The organism is Herbiconiux oxytropis, assembly GCF_024979315.1.
Lineage (GTDB): Bacteria > Actinomycetota > Actinomycetes > Actinomycetales > Microbacteriaceae > Herbiconiux > Herbiconiux oxytropis.
This window is the reverse complement of the sequence record NZ_JANLCK010000002.1, coordinates 1-16179: the sequence shown is the minus strand read 5'-3', so window position 1 is coordinate 16179 and position 16179 is coordinate 1. Positions and strand designations below refer to the sequence as shown.

General features: G+C 71.8%; 16 protein-coding genes. 14 read left to right on the top strand and 2 right to left on the bottom strand.

Annotation, left to right across the window (positions count from 1 at the left end; genetic code table 11):
• Positions 1-20: 20 nt before the first annotated feature.
• From N1028_RS03190 to N1028_RS03130, 13 genes are all read left to right on the top strand, one after another.
• A complete protein-coding gene (locus tag N1028_RS03190; RefSeq protein WP_259525367.1) occupies positions 21-1304 on the top strand; it encodes a DUF445 domain-containing protein in 1284 nt (427 codons plus the stop codon).
• A 180-nt stretch (positions 1305-1484) separates the two neighbouring features.
• The gene (locus tag N1028_RS03185; protein ID WP_259525883.1) at positions 1485-2192 is read left to right on the top strand and encodes a 3-oxoacid CoA-transferase subunit A; all 708 of its coding nucleotides are present in this window, start codon (positions 1485-1487) and stop codon (positions 2190-2192) included.
• Positions 2189-2905, top strand: a complete 717-nt coding sequence (locus N1028_RS03180) for a 3-oxoacid CoA-transferase subunit B (protein WP_259525366.1) — start codon at positions 2189-2191, stop codon at positions 2903-2905. The genes N1028_RS03185 and N1028_RS03180 overlap by 4 nt, the downstream gene beginning before the upstream one ends.
• On the top strand, positions 2902-4074 hold the full coding sequence (locus N1028_RS03175) for a thiolase family protein (RefSeq protein WP_259525365.1): 1173 nt from the start codon (positions 2902-2904) through the stop codon (positions 4072-4074). The genes N1028_RS03180 and N1028_RS03175 overlap by 4 nt, the downstream gene beginning before the upstream one ends.
• Positions 4071-4928, top strand: a complete 858-nt coding sequence (locus tag N1028_RS03170; protein ID WP_259525364.1) for an IclR family transcriptional regulator domain-containing protein — start codon at positions 4071-4073, stop codon at positions 4926-4928. Before N1028_RS03175 ends, N1028_RS03170 begins: the two co-directional genes overlap by 4 nt.
• Positions 4925-6175: a CaiB/BaiF CoA transferase family protein gene (locus N1028_RS03165; RefSeq protein WP_259525363.1), complete on the top strand. Its 1251-nt coding sequence runs from the start codon at positions 4925-4927 to the stop codon at positions 6173-6175. Before N1028_RS03170 ends, N1028_RS03165 begins: the two co-directional genes overlap by 4 nt.
• The gene (locus N1028_RS03160) at positions 6168-7010 is read left to right on the top strand and encodes a citryl-CoA lyase (protein WP_259525362.1); all 843 of its coding nucleotides are present in this window, start codon (positions 6168-6170) and stop codon (positions 7008-7010) included. The genes N1028_RS03165 and N1028_RS03160 overlap by 8 nt, the downstream gene beginning before the upstream one ends.
• Before the next feature lie 42 nt (positions 7011-7052).
• Positions 7053-8012 carry a VOC family protein gene (locus N1028_RS03155; protein ID WP_259525361.1) on the top strand — a complete coding sequence of 320 codons (960 nt, stop codon included), beginning with the start codon at positions 7053-7055 and terminating at the stop codon, positions 8010-8012.
• A gap of 79 nt (positions 8013-8091) precedes the next feature.
• Positions 8092-8754, top strand: coding sequence for an alpha/beta hydrolase (locus N1028_RS03150; RefSeq protein ID WP_259525358.1), 663 nt, complete (start codon positions 8092-8094; stop codon positions 8752-8754).
• Positions 8751-9806, top strand: a complete 1056-nt coding sequence (locus tag N1028_RS03145; protein ID WP_259525357.1) for a maleylacetate reductase — start codon at positions 8751-8753, stop codon at positions 9804-9806. The genes N1028_RS03150 and N1028_RS03145 overlap by 4 nt, the downstream gene beginning before the upstream one ends.
• 94 nt (positions 9807-9900) lie before the next feature.
• Positions 9901-10716, top strand: coding sequence for an alpha/beta fold hydrolase (locus N1028_RS03140; protein ID WP_259525355.1), 816 nt, complete (start codon positions 9901-9903; stop codon positions 10714-10716).
• Complete coding sequence (locus tag N1028_RS03135; protein ID WP_259525350.1) at positions 10713-11414, top strand: esterase/lipase family protein; 702 nt, start codon at positions 10713-10715, stop codon at positions 11412-11414. The genes N1028_RS03140 and N1028_RS03135 overlap by 4 nt, the downstream gene beginning before the upstream one ends.
• Positions 11415-11531: 117 nt before the next feature.
• On the top strand, positions 11532-11801 hold the full coding sequence (locus N1028_RS03130; protein WP_259525349.1) for a GlsB/YeaQ/YmgE family stress response membrane protein: 270 nt from the start codon (positions 11532-11534) through the stop codon (positions 11799-11801).
• 109 nt (positions 11802-11910) lie between these two features.
• Here N1028_RS03130 and N1028_RS03125 read toward each other — a convergent pair whose 3' ends face one another.
• A complete protein-coding gene (locus tag N1028_RS03125; RefSeq protein WP_259525348.1) occupies positions 11911-12804 on the bottom strand; it encodes an ATP-grasp fold amidoligase family protein in 894 nt (297 codons plus the stop codon).
• Complete coding sequence (locus N1028_RS03120; RefSeq protein WP_259525347.1) at positions 12801-13385, bottom strand: TetR/AcrR family transcriptional regulator; 585 nt, start codon at positions 13383-13385, stop codon at positions 12801-12803. The genes N1028_RS03125 and N1028_RS03120 overlap by 4 nt, the downstream gene beginning before the upstream one ends.
• Positions 13386-13453: 68 nt before the next feature.
• On the opposite strand from N1028_RS03120, the gene N1028_RS03115 reads away from it, so the two are divergent.
• A complete protein-coding gene (locus tag N1028_RS03115) occupies positions 13454-15928 on the top strand; it encodes an MMPL family transporter (protein ID WP_259525346.1) in 2475 nt (824 codons plus the stop codon).
• Positions 15929-16179 lie beyond the last annotated feature (251 nt).

Here is a 16179-nt window from a genome sequence, read left to right as displayed (position 1 = left end):
GGGGGTCCAGGATGGGAACGATGACCACCACCACGCGAGACTCCCTCCTCACCGAGGCCGACCTCGAGCGCCGCGCCGGGCTCCGGCGCATGAAGCTGATCGCGACCTCGCTCCTCGTGCTCTCGGCGATCGTGTTCGCGGTCGCCTTCGCTCTCCAGGATCGGTACCCGTGGCTGGCCTTCGTGCGGGCCGCGGCCGAGGGCGCGATGGTGGGCGCCCTCGCGGACTGGTTCGCGGTGACTGCGCTGTTCCGGCATCCGCTCGGCTTGCGCATCCCGCACACGGCGATCATCCCGAACCGCAAAGACGAGATCGGCGAGAGCCTCGGCGAATTCGTGGAGCAGAACTTCCTCTCCGACGAGGTGGTGCGCAGCAAGCTCGCCACCTTCAGCGTGGCCGACCGGCTGGGGGCCTGGCTCTCCGATCCGGTGAACGCGGAGCGCGCGAGCTCCGAGGGCGCCGTGATGGCGCAGGGCCTGCTCCGCTTCCTCGGCGACGACGACGTCGAGACCCTCATCGAGCGGCTCGCCCGCGAGCACCTGTTCGACCGCGAGTGGGCGCCCGCGCTCGGCCGGGTGGGGGCCGAGCTCGTGGCCGCCGACCAGCAGCGCGCCATCGTCGACGCCCTCGTCGATGCGGCGGAGACCTGGCTGACGGCGCATCCGGATGCGCTCGGCGAGGCCGTCTCCGGCCGCCTGCCGCGCTGGGTTCCCGGTTTCGCGCGCGACCTCGCCGACGAGCGCGCCCACCGGGAGCTGATCGGCGTGCTGAACGCGGTGCGCGAGGATCCCGAGCATCCGCTGCGGGTGGCGATCGACGGCTACCTGGTCGACCTCACGGATCGGCTGCAGCACGACCCCGAGATGGGCGAGCGGGTCGAGGAGATGAAGGCCGAGTTCCTCGAGAGTCCACGGCTGCGCTCCTTTGCCGGTCAGCTCTGGGAGGCGGTCAAGACGACCCTCGGGGAGTCGCTGGCCGACCCTGCGAGCCCGCTGCGGTCGTCGGTGACCTCGACGCTGGTCGACCTCGGCGTGCGGCTCTCGGGCGATCGCACGCTCGCGGCCAAGATCGACGCCTGGATCGCCGATGCGGCGGGGTACGCGGTGCAGAAGTACCGGCACGATCTCGCCTCGGTGATCAGCGACACGGTGAAGCGCTGGGACGCCCGCGAGACCACCGAGAAGATCGAGCTGCAGGTGGGCCGCGACCTGCAGTTCATCCGCATCAACGGCACCGTGGTCGGCGCCATCGCCGGCGTCGGCATCTTCGCGATCGCGACGGCCGTGCACGCCCTTCTCGCCTGAGCGCGCTGCTGCAGGCGGCGACTGCCGAACAGGGTCGTCGTGTGGCTGGCGCGGGGATTGGACCGATGGCGCTACCCGGGCGCCGGGATTCGTGACCACTCTTGATTTTTGTTGCAACGTGTATAACTATGTTGTCAACATGCGTACGAGTGTTCGCATGACGAACACTTCGAGGTGGCTGTGATCTCAAAGCTGAGAGCCGATGCGAGCGAGGCGATCGCCGACGTGGGCGACGGCGCGACCGTCATGATCGGCGGCTTCGGCGCCGCCGGCCAGCCTGTGGAGCTCATCGACGCCCTCATCGCCCAGGGCGCCTCGGATCTCACGATCGTGAGCAACAACGCCGGCAACGGCGACACCGGCATCGCGGCCCTCATCACCGCCGGCCGGGTGCGCCGCGTCGTGTGCTCCTTCCCCCGCCAGGCCGATTCGCACGCCTTCGACGCCGCCTACCGCGCCGGCGAGGTGGAGCTCGAACTCGTGCCGCAGGGGAACCTCGCCGAGCGCATCCGTGCCGCCGGAGCCGGGATCGGCGCGTTCTTCACGCCCACCGGCGTCGGCACCACCGTGTCCGAAGGCAAGGAGGCCCGCACCATCGACGGGCGCGACTACATCCTCGAGTACCCGCTGCGGGCCGACGTCGCGCTCATCTCGGCCTATCGGGCCGACCGGTGGGGCAACCTCGTCTACCGCCGCACCGCGCGCAACTTCGGCCCGCTGATGGCCGCGGCGGCGCGCACCACCGTCGTGCAGGTCGACGAGGTCGTGGAACTCGGCGCCCTCGACCCCGAGGCCGTCGTGACTCCGGGCATCTTCGTCGACCGCGTCGTCGAGGTGGGGGAGCGGCCCTGGCTCCGCGCCGGCGAGTTCGTGGGAGCACCCGCATGAGCGGCCTCGACCCCAGCGCCCCGAACCCCAGCGCCCCGAACCGCGGCGCCCTCGACCGTCGCGCCCTTGCGGCCCGGATCGCGCAGGACATCCCCGAGGGCGCGATCGTGAACCTCGGCATCGGAGCACCGACTCTCATCGCCGACGCGCTGCCCGCGGGGCTCGAGGTCATCCTGCACACCGAGAACGGGATGCTCGGCATGGGGCCGGCTCCCGAGCCCGGCCTCGTCGACCCCGACCTCATGAACGCGGGCAAGCAGCCCGTGACCGAGCTGCCGGGCGCCTCGTACTTCCACCACGCCGATTCGTTCGGCATGATGCGCGGCGGACACCTCGACATCTGCGTGCTCGGCGCCTTCCAGGTCTCCGAGCGCGGCGACCTCGCGAACTGGCACACCGGTGCACCCGGGGCGATCCCCGCGGTCGGCGGCGCGATGGACCTCGCGATCGGCGCGAAGAGCGTGTGGGTGATGACGGATCTGCTCACTCGGGACGGTGCGTCCAAGCTCGTGGCAGCGTGCACCTATCCGCTGACCGGCGTCGCGTGCGTCAGCCGGGTCTACACCGACCGCGCGGTGTTCGATGTGATCGCCGACGGGTTCGCCGTGAGCGAGCTCTTCGGCGACACCACCCTCGATGAGCTGCAGGAGCTCACGGGGCTGTGGCTGCGGGATGCGACGGGCAGCGACGAGACCGAGGGGATGCGATCATGACCGCGAGTTTCGTCTACGACGCCGTGCGCACGCCGTTCGGCCGGTTCGGCAAGGCTCTCGCGGGCGTGCGGCCCGACGACCTGCTGGCGACGGTGGTGCGCGGTGTGCTCGACCGGCATCCGGAGCTCGACCCCGCGCTCATCGACGACGTCGTGGCGGGAGCCGCCAACCAGGCCGGTGAGGACAACCGCGACGTGGCGCGCATGGCCGTGCTGCTCGCCGGGCTCCCCACCTCGGTGCCCGGCGTGACCGTCAACCGGCTCTGCGGTTCGAGCGTGCAGGCCGTCATGGATGCCAGCCGTGCCATCGAGTCCGGCGACGCGCGCCTCGTGCTCGCGGGCGGCGTGGAGTCGATGAGCCGGGCGCCGTGGGTGCTGCAGAAGCCCGAGCGCGCCTACCCCGCCGGCAACGAGACCCTGCACTCCACGACCCTCGGCTGGCGGCTCGTCAACAGGCGGATGCCGAAGGAGTGGACGATCTCCCTCGGCGAGTCGAACGAGCTCCTGGCCGAGAAGCACGGCATCACCCGCGAGGAGCAGGACGAGTTCGCTGCGGCGAGCCACGTGGCGGCCGCGGCCGCCTGGGACGCCGGGATGTACGACGGCGAGATCGTCGCCGTGCCCGGAGTCGACCTCACCCGCGACGAGGGCATCCGCCCCGACTCGACCGTGGAGTCGCTCGCCGGGTTGAAGCCGGCGTTCCGGCCCGAGGGCACCATCACCGCCGGCAACGCGTCGCCGCTGAACGACGGCGCCTCGATGGTGATCGTGGGGGCGGAGGCTGCGCCCATCGACGCCGAGCCGCTCGCCCGCATCATCGGGCGCGGGATGGCGGCGGTCGATCCGGACATGTTCGGCATCGGGCCCGTCGAGGCCGCGAACCGAGCGCTCGCGAACGCGGGGAAGACCTGGGCCGACGTCGACGTGGTGGAGCTCAACGAGGCCTTCGCCGCGCAGTCGCTCGCGTGTCTGAAGCTGTGGCCCGAGCTCGATCCCGCGAAGGTCAACATCCACGGCGGTGCGATCGCCATCGGTCACCCGCTCGGCGCATCCGGCGGCCGGATCATCGGCCACGCCGCCCACGAGCTCACGCGGCGCGGCGGCGGGGTCGCCGTGGCCGCCATCTGCATCGGCGTGGGCCAGGGCCTCGCCGTGGTGCTCGAGCGATGAGCGCCGTGGAGGCGGCGGCCGGTGCCGACCGCGCCACTGCCGCTGCGGCTGAGGCGGCGGGTGACGGGAGCGCGCGCGTGCCGGGGGAGCAGTTCGTGCAGTCGCTGGCGCGCGGCCTCGAGGTGATCAAGGCGTTCACCGCCGAGCTGCCCGTGCAGACGCTCAGCGACGTCGCTCGGGGCACCGGACTCACGCGGGCCACCGCCCGCCGGTTCCTCCTCACCCTCGTGGAGCTCGGCTACGTGCGCACCGACGGCAAGCAGTTCTCGCTCACTCCCCGCGTGCTCGAGCTCGGCTTCGGCTACCTCAGCGCGCTCACCCTGCCCGAGGTCGCGCAGCCGCACCTCGAGCAGCTCGCCCACGAGCTCGGCGAGTCGACCTCGGCCTCGGTGCTCGACGGCGGCGACATCGTCTACGTGGCCCGCGTGCCCGTCCGGCGCATCATGGCGGTGGCCATCACCGTCGGCACGCGCTTTCCCGCCTACGCGACCTCCATGGGCCGCGTGCTGCTCGCGAGCCTTCCCGAGCCCGAGCTCGACCGACTGCTCGACGCCGTGCAGCCCGTGGGCCTCACGCCGAGGACGCTCACGGATCGCGAGGTGCTGCGCACCGAGATCGCTGTGGTTCGCGAGCGCGGCTGGGCCGCCGTCGACCAGGAGCTCGAGGTGGGGCTCCGCTCGATCGCCGCGCCGGTGCGCCGGAACGGCCGCGTGGTCGCCGCCATCAACGTCTCGACCACGGTCGGCGCGGCCACGATCGAGCGGATCGAAGCCGACTTCGCGCCCGCCCTCGTGGCGGCGGCCGACGCCATCGGGGCCGACCTCGAGCTCACGCGTCTGGGGAGGCGACGGTGACCGCGCAGGACAGCCGGCCCGGCCTGCCCGGGGAGGGTGGTGCCCCTGCGCCCGGGGCTCTCGACGGCATCCTGGTCGCCGACTTCTCCCGCGTGCTCGCGGGCCCCTACGCCACCCAGCTGCTCGCCGACCTCGGCGCGCACGTGGTGAAGGTCGAGAGTCCGGCCGGCGACGAGACCCGATCCTGGGCCCCGCCCGAGCGCGACGGCGTCTCCACCTACTACCTCGGCGTCAACCGCGGCAAGAGCAGCGTGGTGCTCGACTTCGGCGACGACTCCGATCGCGCCCTCGCCCAAGAGCTCGCGCGGAGGGCCGACGTGGTGATCGAGAACTTCAGGCCGGGCGGCCTCGCCCGCTTCGGCCTCGACTACGACTCCGTGGCCGCCACCAACCCGGGAGTCGTCTACGCCTCCATCAGCGGCTTCGGCACCGAGGGCGGCGCCGCCCTCCCCGGCTACGACCTCATCGTGCAGGCCGCCTCGGGCCTCATGAGTCTCACGGGCGACGCCGACGGCCCCGCCTACCGCAGCGGCGTCTCGGTGTTCGACGTGATGACCGGCATGAACGCGGTCGTCGGCATCCTCGCCGCCCTCCGCCATCGCGACAGCACCGGCGGTCGCGAGCACGGCGACGGGCGGCACGGCGAGGGCCAGCACGGCGAGGGCCAGCATGTCGAGGTCAACCTGCTCTCCACGGCTCTCGCGGCCATGGCGAACCACAGTTCGACCGTGGTGGCGGCCGGCACCGTGCCGTTCCGCATGGGCAACGCGCATCCGAGCCTGTTCCCCTACGAGCCGCTGCCGGCCCAGGATGGCGAGCTCATCGTCGTGGCCGCCAACGATGGCCAGTTCGGCCGGCTCGCCACCGCCCTCGGTCTTCCCGCGCTCGCCGACGACCCTCGTTTCGCCCGCACCGAGGACCGCAACCGCAACCGTGCCGAGCTCCGGCCGCTGCTCGTCGGGGCCCTCGCCGAGCGCACCGTCGCCGACTGGTTCGAGCGGCTCACCGCGGCCGGTGTGCCGTGCGGGCCCATCAACACGATCGACGGCGGGATCGCCCTCGCCGAGCGCCTCGGTCTCGATCCGGTCGTGACCGTGGGCGACGGCGAGCGGGCCGTGCCCGTCATCCGCAACCCCATCGCGTTCTCGCGCACCCCGGCGCGCCACGCGGCTGCGCCACCCGCCCTCGGCGAGCACGACGACGCCGTGCGCGCCTGGCTGACCGAGGAGGTGGCCCCTCATGCCTGAACGCCCCGACCGCGACCAGCCCGACCACGACCGCCCCGACCGGCCCGAGTACCCCACGAGCATCGGCACGAGCGACGCCGACTCCATCTCGCTCCTCGGCCACGACCTGGCCGGCGACCTCATCGGGCAGATCGGCTTCGGCGAGCTCGCCTACCTCCTGGTGGCCCGCCGTCGTCCCACGCCCGGTCAGCTCCGCGTGTTCGAGGCGGTGCTCGTCTCGCTCGCCGACCACGGCTTCACCCCCACCGCGATCGCCGCGCGCCTGACCTACTACAGCGCTCCCGACTCGCTGCAGGGCGCCCTCGCGGCGGGCCTCCTGGGCGGCGGATCCCGCTTCCTCGGCGTGACCGAGGACACGGGGCTCTACCTCCAAGGCGTGCTGTCGACCCTCGGCGACACGAGCGCCTTCACCAGCGCCGACTGGGACGACGCGGCTCGTGCCGCGATCACCGCGACGGCTGCGACCGGCGGCAAGGTGCCAGGGCTCGGTCATCCGGTGCACAAGCAGGGCGACCCCCGCACCCCCGTGATCATCGGGATCGCCGCCGAGGCCGGGGTCAAGGGCCCCTATCTGGAGCTGTTCGAGGCCGTCGGCCGTGTGCACCCCGACGTCCTCGGCCGCACCCTCCCGCTGAACGGAGCCGGCGTCGCCGGCGCCGCCCTCGCCGACGCCGGTCTGCCGGTCGAGCTCCTGCGCGGCTTCGCGCTGCTCGCTCGCACCGCCGGCCTCCTCGGTCACCTCGCCGAGGAGATCGAGCACCCCGTCGCGCCGACGGTCTACCGCGAGGTCGACCGGAACGCGGTCTACAGAGAACCCTCCGCCCCGACGGAGTAAAGCATCGGGCATCCGCAGTAGACGACCAACAAGGAGATAACAATGACGTATGTCGCCGGTTCCCACCACGTGACCCTCTCGGTAGGGCATGCGCAGGAGGATGTCGACTTCCACACGCGGGTCCTCGGCCTGCGTTTCATCAAGAAGACGGTGCTCTACGACGGCGGCACGCCGGTGTACCACCTCTACTACTCGAACGCCAACGGCGATCCGTCCGCCGTGATCACCACCTTCCCGTGGGCGCAGGCCGGCCTCTACGGCATCCGCGGCACCAACCAGGCCCGCGAGGTGCTGCTCTCGGTGCCCACCGGTTCGCTCGAGTTCTGGTCGAAGCGGCTCAAGGAGCACGACGTGGAGAGCACGTTCGAGGACGTGTTCGGCGGCCGTCGGCTCAACCTCCGGCACCCCTCCGGCATCGAGTACGTGCTGATCGAGGTGGAGGGCGACCCCCGCGAGGGCTTCACCGGCAACGGTGTGGGCATCGAGAACGCCATCCACGGCATCTACGGCGTCGGCATCCACGTGTTCGACCAGGACCGCATGGTGGAGTTCGGCCAGGAGGCCTTCTTCGCCGAGGGTTCCGTGGAGGAGGAGGGCGACCGCGCCCGTTACCGCGTGGGCACCGCCGACGTGGGCAACTTCATCGAGCTCACCGGCAACCGCACCGACGAGCAGGGCACCTGGCGCTACGGCTCCGGCGCCTACCACCACTTCGCCTGGAACCTCGACAACCTCGAGAACCAGAACGAGGTGAAGTTCGACATCGAGGGCGCCGGCTACACCGACATCTCGGAGCTCAAGGACCGCACCTACTTCAAGTCGCACTACGTGCGCACCCCGGGTGGCGCGCTGTTCGAGCTCGCCGTGACGCACAACGAGGGCGGCTGGGACTGCGACGAGTCGCCCGAGGAGCTCGGCCGCGCCTTCATGCTGCCGCCGTTCTTCGAGCACGAGCGCGAGTCGATCATGGCCCGCCTCGAGCCGCTGCGCGACGAGGACTGAGCACGACGAGCACTGAGCACGACGAGCACTGAGCACGACGAGCACCGTGCGGGTCGGGTGACGAGGAAGGGATGATCGGATGACAGGGACGACTGTGGAACCGCAGGTCTGGGGCGACGCCGAGGCGAGTGACCCTCAGGCGCTCGCCGTGGTGGGGCTGCACGGCCGCACCCAGGACGTGCCGTTCGTGCGCGGGCTGTCGGAGCGGCTCGGTGTGCAGGGCCTCCGCTGGTTCGCACCGGAGGCCGCGGGCAACTCCTGGTATCCGCATCCCTTCCTCGACCCCTCGCCCGAGAACGCCGAGCACCTCGAGCGGGCGCTCGACGTGGTCGAGGCGAGCGTGGCTGCGGCGCACGCCGCCGGTTTCGACCGGGTGGCGCTGCTCGGCTTCTCGCAGGGGGCCTGCACCCTGTCGCACTTCCTGCTCACGCGGAACGTGCCCATCGTCGGTGCCGTGCTCTTCACGGGCGGCTACGTCGGCGCCGATCCGCTCACCCCCGAGACCGTCGCCGAGCGCGTGGGCACCCTCCGGCGGGGCGTGCCCGTGCTGCTGCGCTCGATCGACCACGACCCGTGGGTGCCCGCCTTCCGGGTCGCCGACACGACCAGGCTGCTCGCGCTCGCCGGAGCGCAGGCCGACGTCCTCGTCGAGCCGGGCGACGAGCACGGCATCACCGAGCGGGCGGCCGCCGACGCCCGTGTGTTCCTGAACCGGCTGCGCGACCACGAGGAGACACCATGAAGTTCGACCACCGCACTCTGCCCCAGCGCGTGCGCTTCGGTTCCGCAGGCGCCGCCGCGGCGCTCGCCGCCGAGGTCGCCGAGAGGGGTGCGCAGGCCGTCATGGTGATCGGGGCACCCTCCGAGGCCGAGCTCGCCCGCAGCATCGCCGCCGGCATCGAGGTGGCGCTGCTCTGGGACGACGTGGCGCCGCACGTGCCCATCGCCCACGCCGAGCGCGCGCGGGCCGCCGCGCGCGACGCCGGGATCGACCTCGTGGTGTCGGTGGGCGGTGGCTCGACCACGGGGCTCGCGAAGGCCATCGCGCTCACCGAGCGGCTGCCGATCGTGGCCGTGCCCACCACCTACGCCGGATCCGAGGCCACGAACGTCTGGGGCCTCACGACCGATTCACGGAAGACCACGGGGGTCGACGACGTCGTGCTCCCGGCTGTCGTGATCTACGACGCCGCGCTCACGCTGAGCCTTCCCGTCGAGCTCTCGGTGGCCTCGGGCCTCAACGCCATCGCGCACTGCATCGACTCGATGTGGGCGCCGAACTCCGATCCGCTCAACCGGGCACTCGCCGAGGAGGGCATCCGCGAGGTCGCCGCGGCGCTCCCGGCCATCGTCGCCGACGTCGGAGACGTGCCGGCCCGTGAGCGCATGCTCTACGGGGCATACGTCTCGGCGGTCGCCTTCGCCTCGGCGGGCTCGGGCCTCCACCACAAGATCTGCCACGTGCTCGGCGGCGCCTACGACCTGCCTCACGCACAGACGCACTCGGCGGTGCTGCCGCAGGTGCTCGCCTTCAACGTGGGGGCCTCGGCCGAGGCCGAGGAGCGGATCGCCCGGGCGCTCGGCGCCTCGAGCGCGGTGAGGGGCCTCGACTCCCTCTACGCCTCGATCCCCGCCACGCGCGCGCTCGCCGACGTGGGCTACCGCGCCGAGAGCATCCCCGAGAGCGCCGGGCTCATCCTTCCACTCGTGCCGCCGAGCAACCCGCGGCCGGTGCACGAACGCGACCTCGAGGGCATCCTGCAGGCTGCTCTGGAGGGGCGCCGGATCGGCTGAGGTGTCGGCAGGCCCCGCACAGGGCGAGCGGTGCCGGGCGAAACAGCCCATGCTGGCAGAGGGCCCGCTTCGGGCCCGCAGCCCGAGGAGCAGAATGCCGGAACGACGACAGCCCCCCACGACGCTCGAACGCAGCGTGACGGTGGGCGAGATGGAGTTCCGGGCATTCAGCACGGCACCACCGCCCACGAGGGGCGACCAGGTGGGCGCCGCGGCGCATCCCGTGCACGTGCTCGTGCACGGCATCGGGGCCTCGCACCGCTATCTCTCCCGGCTGCACGCCGAGCTCGCGCTGCACGGTGAGGTGCACTCCATCGACCTCCCCGGGTTCGGTGGCCTCCCGAAGCCCGGCCATTCGCCCTCCGTGGCCGAGATGGCGAAGGCGCTCGGGGCGGCGCTCGACCTCCTCGGGGTTCCGGCCGGCGTGCTGCTCGGTCACTCCATGGGGGCTCAGTGGGTGGTCGAGCTCGCCGTGCAGCGACCGGATCGCGCCACCGGGGTGGTGATCATCGGCCCCGTCGCCGACGACCGGCATCGGAGCCTCCCGGCGCAGGCCCTCGCCCTCGGCATCGACATCCTCGTGGAACCGCCCGACGTCGACGTCGTGGTGCTCCTCGACTACCTGCGCTGCGGTCCCGCGTGGTTCCTCCGGCAGTCCCGGCCCATGCTGACCTACCCGATCGAGCGCCGGGTGGCCGACCTGGCGGTCCCGCTGCTGGTGATGCGCGGTGGCCTCGATCCGATCGCCGGGATCGCGTGGTGCCGGCGCCTCCGCGACCGCGCCGCCGACGGCAGGCTCGCGGTCGTGCCCGGCCATCACCACGTCGTGCAGCACACCGCTCCGCGCGCGGTCGCCTCCGCGGTGCTGTCGCTCGGTGCGGGAGCCGCCGCGAGGGCGACCGGCACATGACCGAGACCGCGCGCTGGCACCCGCACGGTCTCGCCGACCGGTTGCGGATCGCGGGTTGGTGGGCGCGCGACTACGCCTACGCCGTGCACTGGCAGGTGCGTGCCGTGCTCAGCCGATCCGATCCGGACTCGTTCCACGACGGCGACCGCACCCCCATCGTGGTCGTGCCAGGGGTCTATGAGACCTGGCGCTTCCTGCAGCCGCTCATCGCCGCCCTGCACGACCGCGGACATCCGGTGCACGTGATCGGGCCGCTCCGCTGGAACAACCGCCCCGTTCCGGATGCCGCCGGGCACGTGGCCGACTACCTCGACGAGCACGACCTCTCGGGCGTCGTGCTCGTGGCGCACAGCAAGGGCGGGCTCGTGGGCAAGTACGCGATGTCGCTCGGGTCGTCGGCGGAGCGCATCGAGTCGATGCTCGCGGTCGCGACCCCCTTCGGCGGTTCGGTCTACGCGCGCTTCATGCTCGCGCCGAGCCTGCGCATCTTCCGCCCGGGCGACGCCACTCTCGTGGAGCTGTCGCACCGGCAGTCGGTCAACTCGCGGATCGTCTCGGTCTACGGCCGCTTCGATCCGCACATCCCGGGTGGCAGCGCCCTGCCGGGGGCCAAGAACGTGGAGCTGGCGACGGGGGGTCACTTCCGTGTGCTGGCCGACCCGAGGGTGCTCGCCGAGCTCGCAGTGCTCGCGAGCTGACGGTCGTCGCACTGCAGCACATCCGGGGCCGCGATGCAATATGGGGCCGACCCGTTGCCGGATCGCACGGATCGGGCCAGGCTCCAACCCGCACCCTACAGAAACGGACACACAGCAATGAGCTTCATCGCCTTCCTCATCCTCGGCCTGATCGCCGGCGCCATCGCCAAGCTGATCATCCCCGGCAAGCAGGCCGGAGGGTGGTTCATCACCCTCATCCTCGGCGTCATCGGAGCGCTCCTCGGCGGCTGGCTCGGCGGCCTGCTCTTCAACGCGAACCTCGAGGAGTTCTGGTCGATCCAGACCTGGCTCCTCGCCATCGGCGGCTCGATCATCGTGCTGCTGATCTACGGCCTCATCTTCGGCCGCAAGGGCCGTCGCGCCTGATCCTGCGGGCCCGATAGTGCGGGCCTGATCCTGCACCTGGATGCCCCGTCCGGTCTCGTACCGGGCGGGGCATCCGTCGTCCAGGGCCGCACCCGCACCGGCATCGCCGTCAGCGGTAGCGGCGAGGCACCGTCCAGGGCCGGCCGAACTCGGCGTCGAAGCTCGCGGGCTCGAACGGGCTGTCGCCGCCGGCGGGGTAGCTCGTGAGCTCACCGAAGACGATGCGGTCGGGCAGCAGGTAGAGGTCGACCCGCACGAAGTCGGTGCCCTCCCCGAGCCGCTCGGCGAGGGCGACCATCTCGTCGAGCCGGTCGGGGCGGGGCCGCGGCGGATCGATCCACGGCGGGCCACCGCTGAGCGGGAGGTGCTCCCAGTCGGGCCGGTGGAAGTCCTGCGTGCGCCCCTCGAAGCGGCCGGCATCGACCTGGATGAAGTGGCACCGGCCGTGGAAGACGAAGAACTTGACGTCATCGGGGATGCCGCCGTCCGCACCCTCGAGCATCTCCTCCACGATCACCCTCGGCCGCACACGGCCGTAGGCCCACTCGCGGTTGGGGCCCTGACCGTAGAGCTGGGTCGCCCAGTGCTCGGCGATCCCGACGAGCAGCTCGGGGCGCGCCGCCTCCGGACGCACGTGCCGGTAGACCCAGCTCCACCGCGCGGGCGGCAGCTCGGCGTCGGCGGGTGCCTCCGGACTCACCACGATGGCCGCCCCACTGCCGTGGGTGGGCTTCACGACGTAGCGCTCCGGGAGCTCGAGCCGCAGCAGCGCGGCCGGGTCGTCGATCACCGCGAATGCCCGCGGGAGGTGCTCCGCCCCGATCCGCTCGGCCACGTGATCGCGCACCGCGGCCTTGTCGGCGAAGGTCACGAGCAGAGGCCGGTGGTCACGCAGCATCTTGTAGCGCACCTTCTCGGTGAAGGTCTGCGGGTTCCGGGTGCGCCACAGCCGGAGCGCCCGCACGAGCACGCTGCGCTCCCGCCGGCCCGCACGGCTGCTCACCGCGCGGCCACCAGGTAGCGCACGAGCTCGCGGAGGGCGCCGGCCACGTCGGGGCGCCGGGTGAGGCTCTGCACGATGATGGTGCCGAGCACGGCGTGACCGAGCAGCTCGACGGGGGCGTCGGCGGCGAGCTGGCCGTCGCGGATGCCGGCGGCCAGGCGCTCAGCCAGGTGGCGATCGACGCCGAGGCTCGCGCTGAGGTGGTCACCCACCTCCGCGTCCTCCGCCGCGGCCGCGACGAGGGAGCGCAGCAGCATGGCGCCGTGCGGAGTCTCGAGGATGGCGAGCACCGAGCCCAGCCACTCCTCGACATCGCGCAGCAGGTCGCCGGAGTACGGCACGTCGAAGTCGATCGGGATGAGTCGGCCGTCGGTGAGGCACTCGGCGATGAGGGCTCCCCGGCTCGGCCACCAACGGTAGATGGTCTGCTTGCCGACCCCCGCCTCCTTGGCGATGCCCTCGATCGTGAGGTGATCGTAGCCCTGGCCCTGGAAGAGCCGAGCGGTGGCGGCGAGGATGGCGTCGCGAGCGGCAGCGCTTCGCACCGGCCCCGCGCGGTGCCCTGATGCCTGCTCGTTCACCCCCTCAGGCTACCCCCAGTCTCTAGACGAGACGTCGCGTATGCTCAAGCAGGTCTGAAGGAGATCCCGTGGCTTCCCTGCTGTACCGTCTTGGTTCGTTCGCCGCCCGCCGGGCCTGGCCCGTGATCGTCGCCTGGGTCGTGATCCTCGGGATCTCCGTGGGGGCGTTCTTCGCCGTCGGCGGCACCCTCAGCAACAGCTTCGACATCCCGGGCACGGCCTCCGGCGCGGTCACCGACGCGCTCGCCGAGAAGCTCCCTGACACCGCGGGCGGGACCGGAACGGTCGTCTACCGCACGATCGACGGCGAGCCCTTCACCGACGAGCAGAAAGAGGCCATCACCGACGCGGCCACGAGCGCGCGCGACCTCGACGGGGTCGCCGCGGTCATCGATCCCTTCGACGCCGAGGCCCAGCAGGCCGCCCAGGCCGCACAGCTCGACGCCGGCCGCGCCCAGGCCGATGCCGGTCGCGCGCAGCTCGACGCCGGGCAGGCGCAGCTCGACGCGGGTCGTGCCCAGCTCGACGCCGCGGTGGCGGAGGCGGCAGCAGCGGGGGCCCCGGCAGAGCAGCAGGCCGCCCTCGCGGCCCAGCTCGCGACCCTCGACGAGCAGCAGGCCACCCTCGACGCCTCGCGCGCCGAGCTCGCGGCGGGCGACGAGCAGCTCGAGCTCGGCACCACCCTCCTCGGCCTCGCCGACGGCATCGGCGTGGTGTCGGACGACGGGACGACCGCCATCGTCAACGTCTCGTTCGTCGACCCCCGGCTGGAGCTCTCCGAGGAGGTCAAGCAGGCCACCATCGCGCACTTCGAGGAGAACCCGGTCGAGGGCACGACGGTCGACTTCGGCACCGACATCGCCCAGGGCGTGCCCGAGATCTTCGGGGTGGGTGAGGTCGTGGGCCTCGTCTTCGCAGCGATCGTGCTCATCGTCATGCTCGGCTCGCTCATCGCGGCGTCGCTGCCGATCGTGACCGCCATCGTGGGGGTGGGAGTCGGTGTCACGGCGTCGCTCGCCTTCTCCGGCGTCGTCGACATGGCATCCGTGACCCCGGTGCTCGGCGTGATGCTGGGGCTCGCGGTGGGCATCGACTACTCGCTCTTCATCGTCAACCGGCACCGCAAGCAGCTCATCGAGGGCGTGCCCGTGCGCGAGTCGATCGGGCTCGCGACCGGCACCTCGGGCACCGCCGTGGTGTTCGCGGGGTCGACCGTGATCGTGGCACTGCTCGCCCTCAATGTCACGGGCGTGCCGTTCCTCGGCCTCATGGGAACGGTCGGCGCGGTGTGCGTGGCGGTGGCCGTGCTCGTGGCGATCACGTTCGCGCCCGCCCTCCTCAGCCTCATCGGCGAGCGGCTGCTGCGCCGGAGGACCCGCGGCATCATCGGCCACAAGCACGCCGGCGAGAAGCCCGTGAAGACCATGTCGACCGTGCGCGCCGTGGTCACCGTGCTCGTGTCGGTTGTGGCGCTGCTCATCGTCGCCATCCCCGCCCTCTCGATGCGGCTCGGGCTGCCGGACGGCTCGAGCGAGCCGAGCGACTCCACGAGCTACCGTGCGTTCCAGATCGTCGACGAGACCTTCGGCGCGGGAGCCAACGGACCGCTGCTCGTGACCGCCACCCTGCCCGCCGCCATCGACGACGACGAGCTGCTGGCCACCCAGGCCGCCGTCGCCTCGGCCATCGCCGAGCAGCCCGACGTGGCGGCCGTCGCCCCGATCGCCGCCTCAGACGACGGCACGCTGCTCGCATTCCAGGTGCTGCCCGAGGAGGGGCCCAACAGCGTCACGACCGAGAAGCTCGTGCAGGACCTCCGCGCCATGGAGCCCGTGAACGGCGACATCGTGCTCGGAGTCGCGGGCCAGGCGGCCATCAACATCGACATCTCCGAGGCGCTCGCCGACGTGCTGCCGATCTACCTCGTGGTGGTGGTGGGGCTCTCGCTCATCATCATGGTGGTGGTGTTCCGCTCTCTCCTCGTGCCGCTCATCGCCACCGGTGGCTTCGTGCTCTCGCTGTTCGCGACCTACGGACTCATCGTGTCGGTGTTCCAGTTCGGTTGGGGGGCGTCGATCATCGGACTGCACAGCACCGGGCCCATCCTGAGCTTCCTGCCGGTCATCCTCGTCGGCATCCTGTTCGGGCTCGCGATGGACTACCAGCTGTTCCTCGCCTCCGGCATGCGCGAGGCGTACGTGCACGGATCACCCGCCCGGCTCGCCGTGGCGCAGGGCTTCCGGGCCGGACGCTCGGTCGTGATCGCGGCGGCGCTCATCATGGTGTCGGTGTTCGGCGGCTTCATCTTCTCCGAGTCGACCATCATCCGCTCGATCGGCTTCGGCCTCGCGTTCGGCGTGCTGCTGGATGCGTTCGTGGTGCGGATGCTGCTCATGCCGGCCCTCATGCACCTGCTCGGCCGATCCGCCTGGTGGCTGCCGCGGTGGCTCGACCGGGTGCTGCCGAACGTCGATATGGAGGGCGCGGCGCTCGAGCGCGAGCACCCCGGCGTGCAGACCGGTGGGGTGCGGCTGACGTCGTAGACCAAACCGATTCCCTCCCGGTGCCGAAGCATCAGTGTCTGCAATCACGGACACGACTCACAGGGAAGAAGGCATCATCATGCGACACATCACGAAGGCCACGATCGGGCTCGCTGCCGCCGGCCTCCTCACGTTCTCGCTCGCCGCCTGCTCGGCCTCGAGCACGACTGACACGTCGAGCCCGGCTGCGTCGTCGTCGTCGGCGAACGAGACTCCCGAGCCGCTGGCCTCGATCCCCGCACTGACCGGTG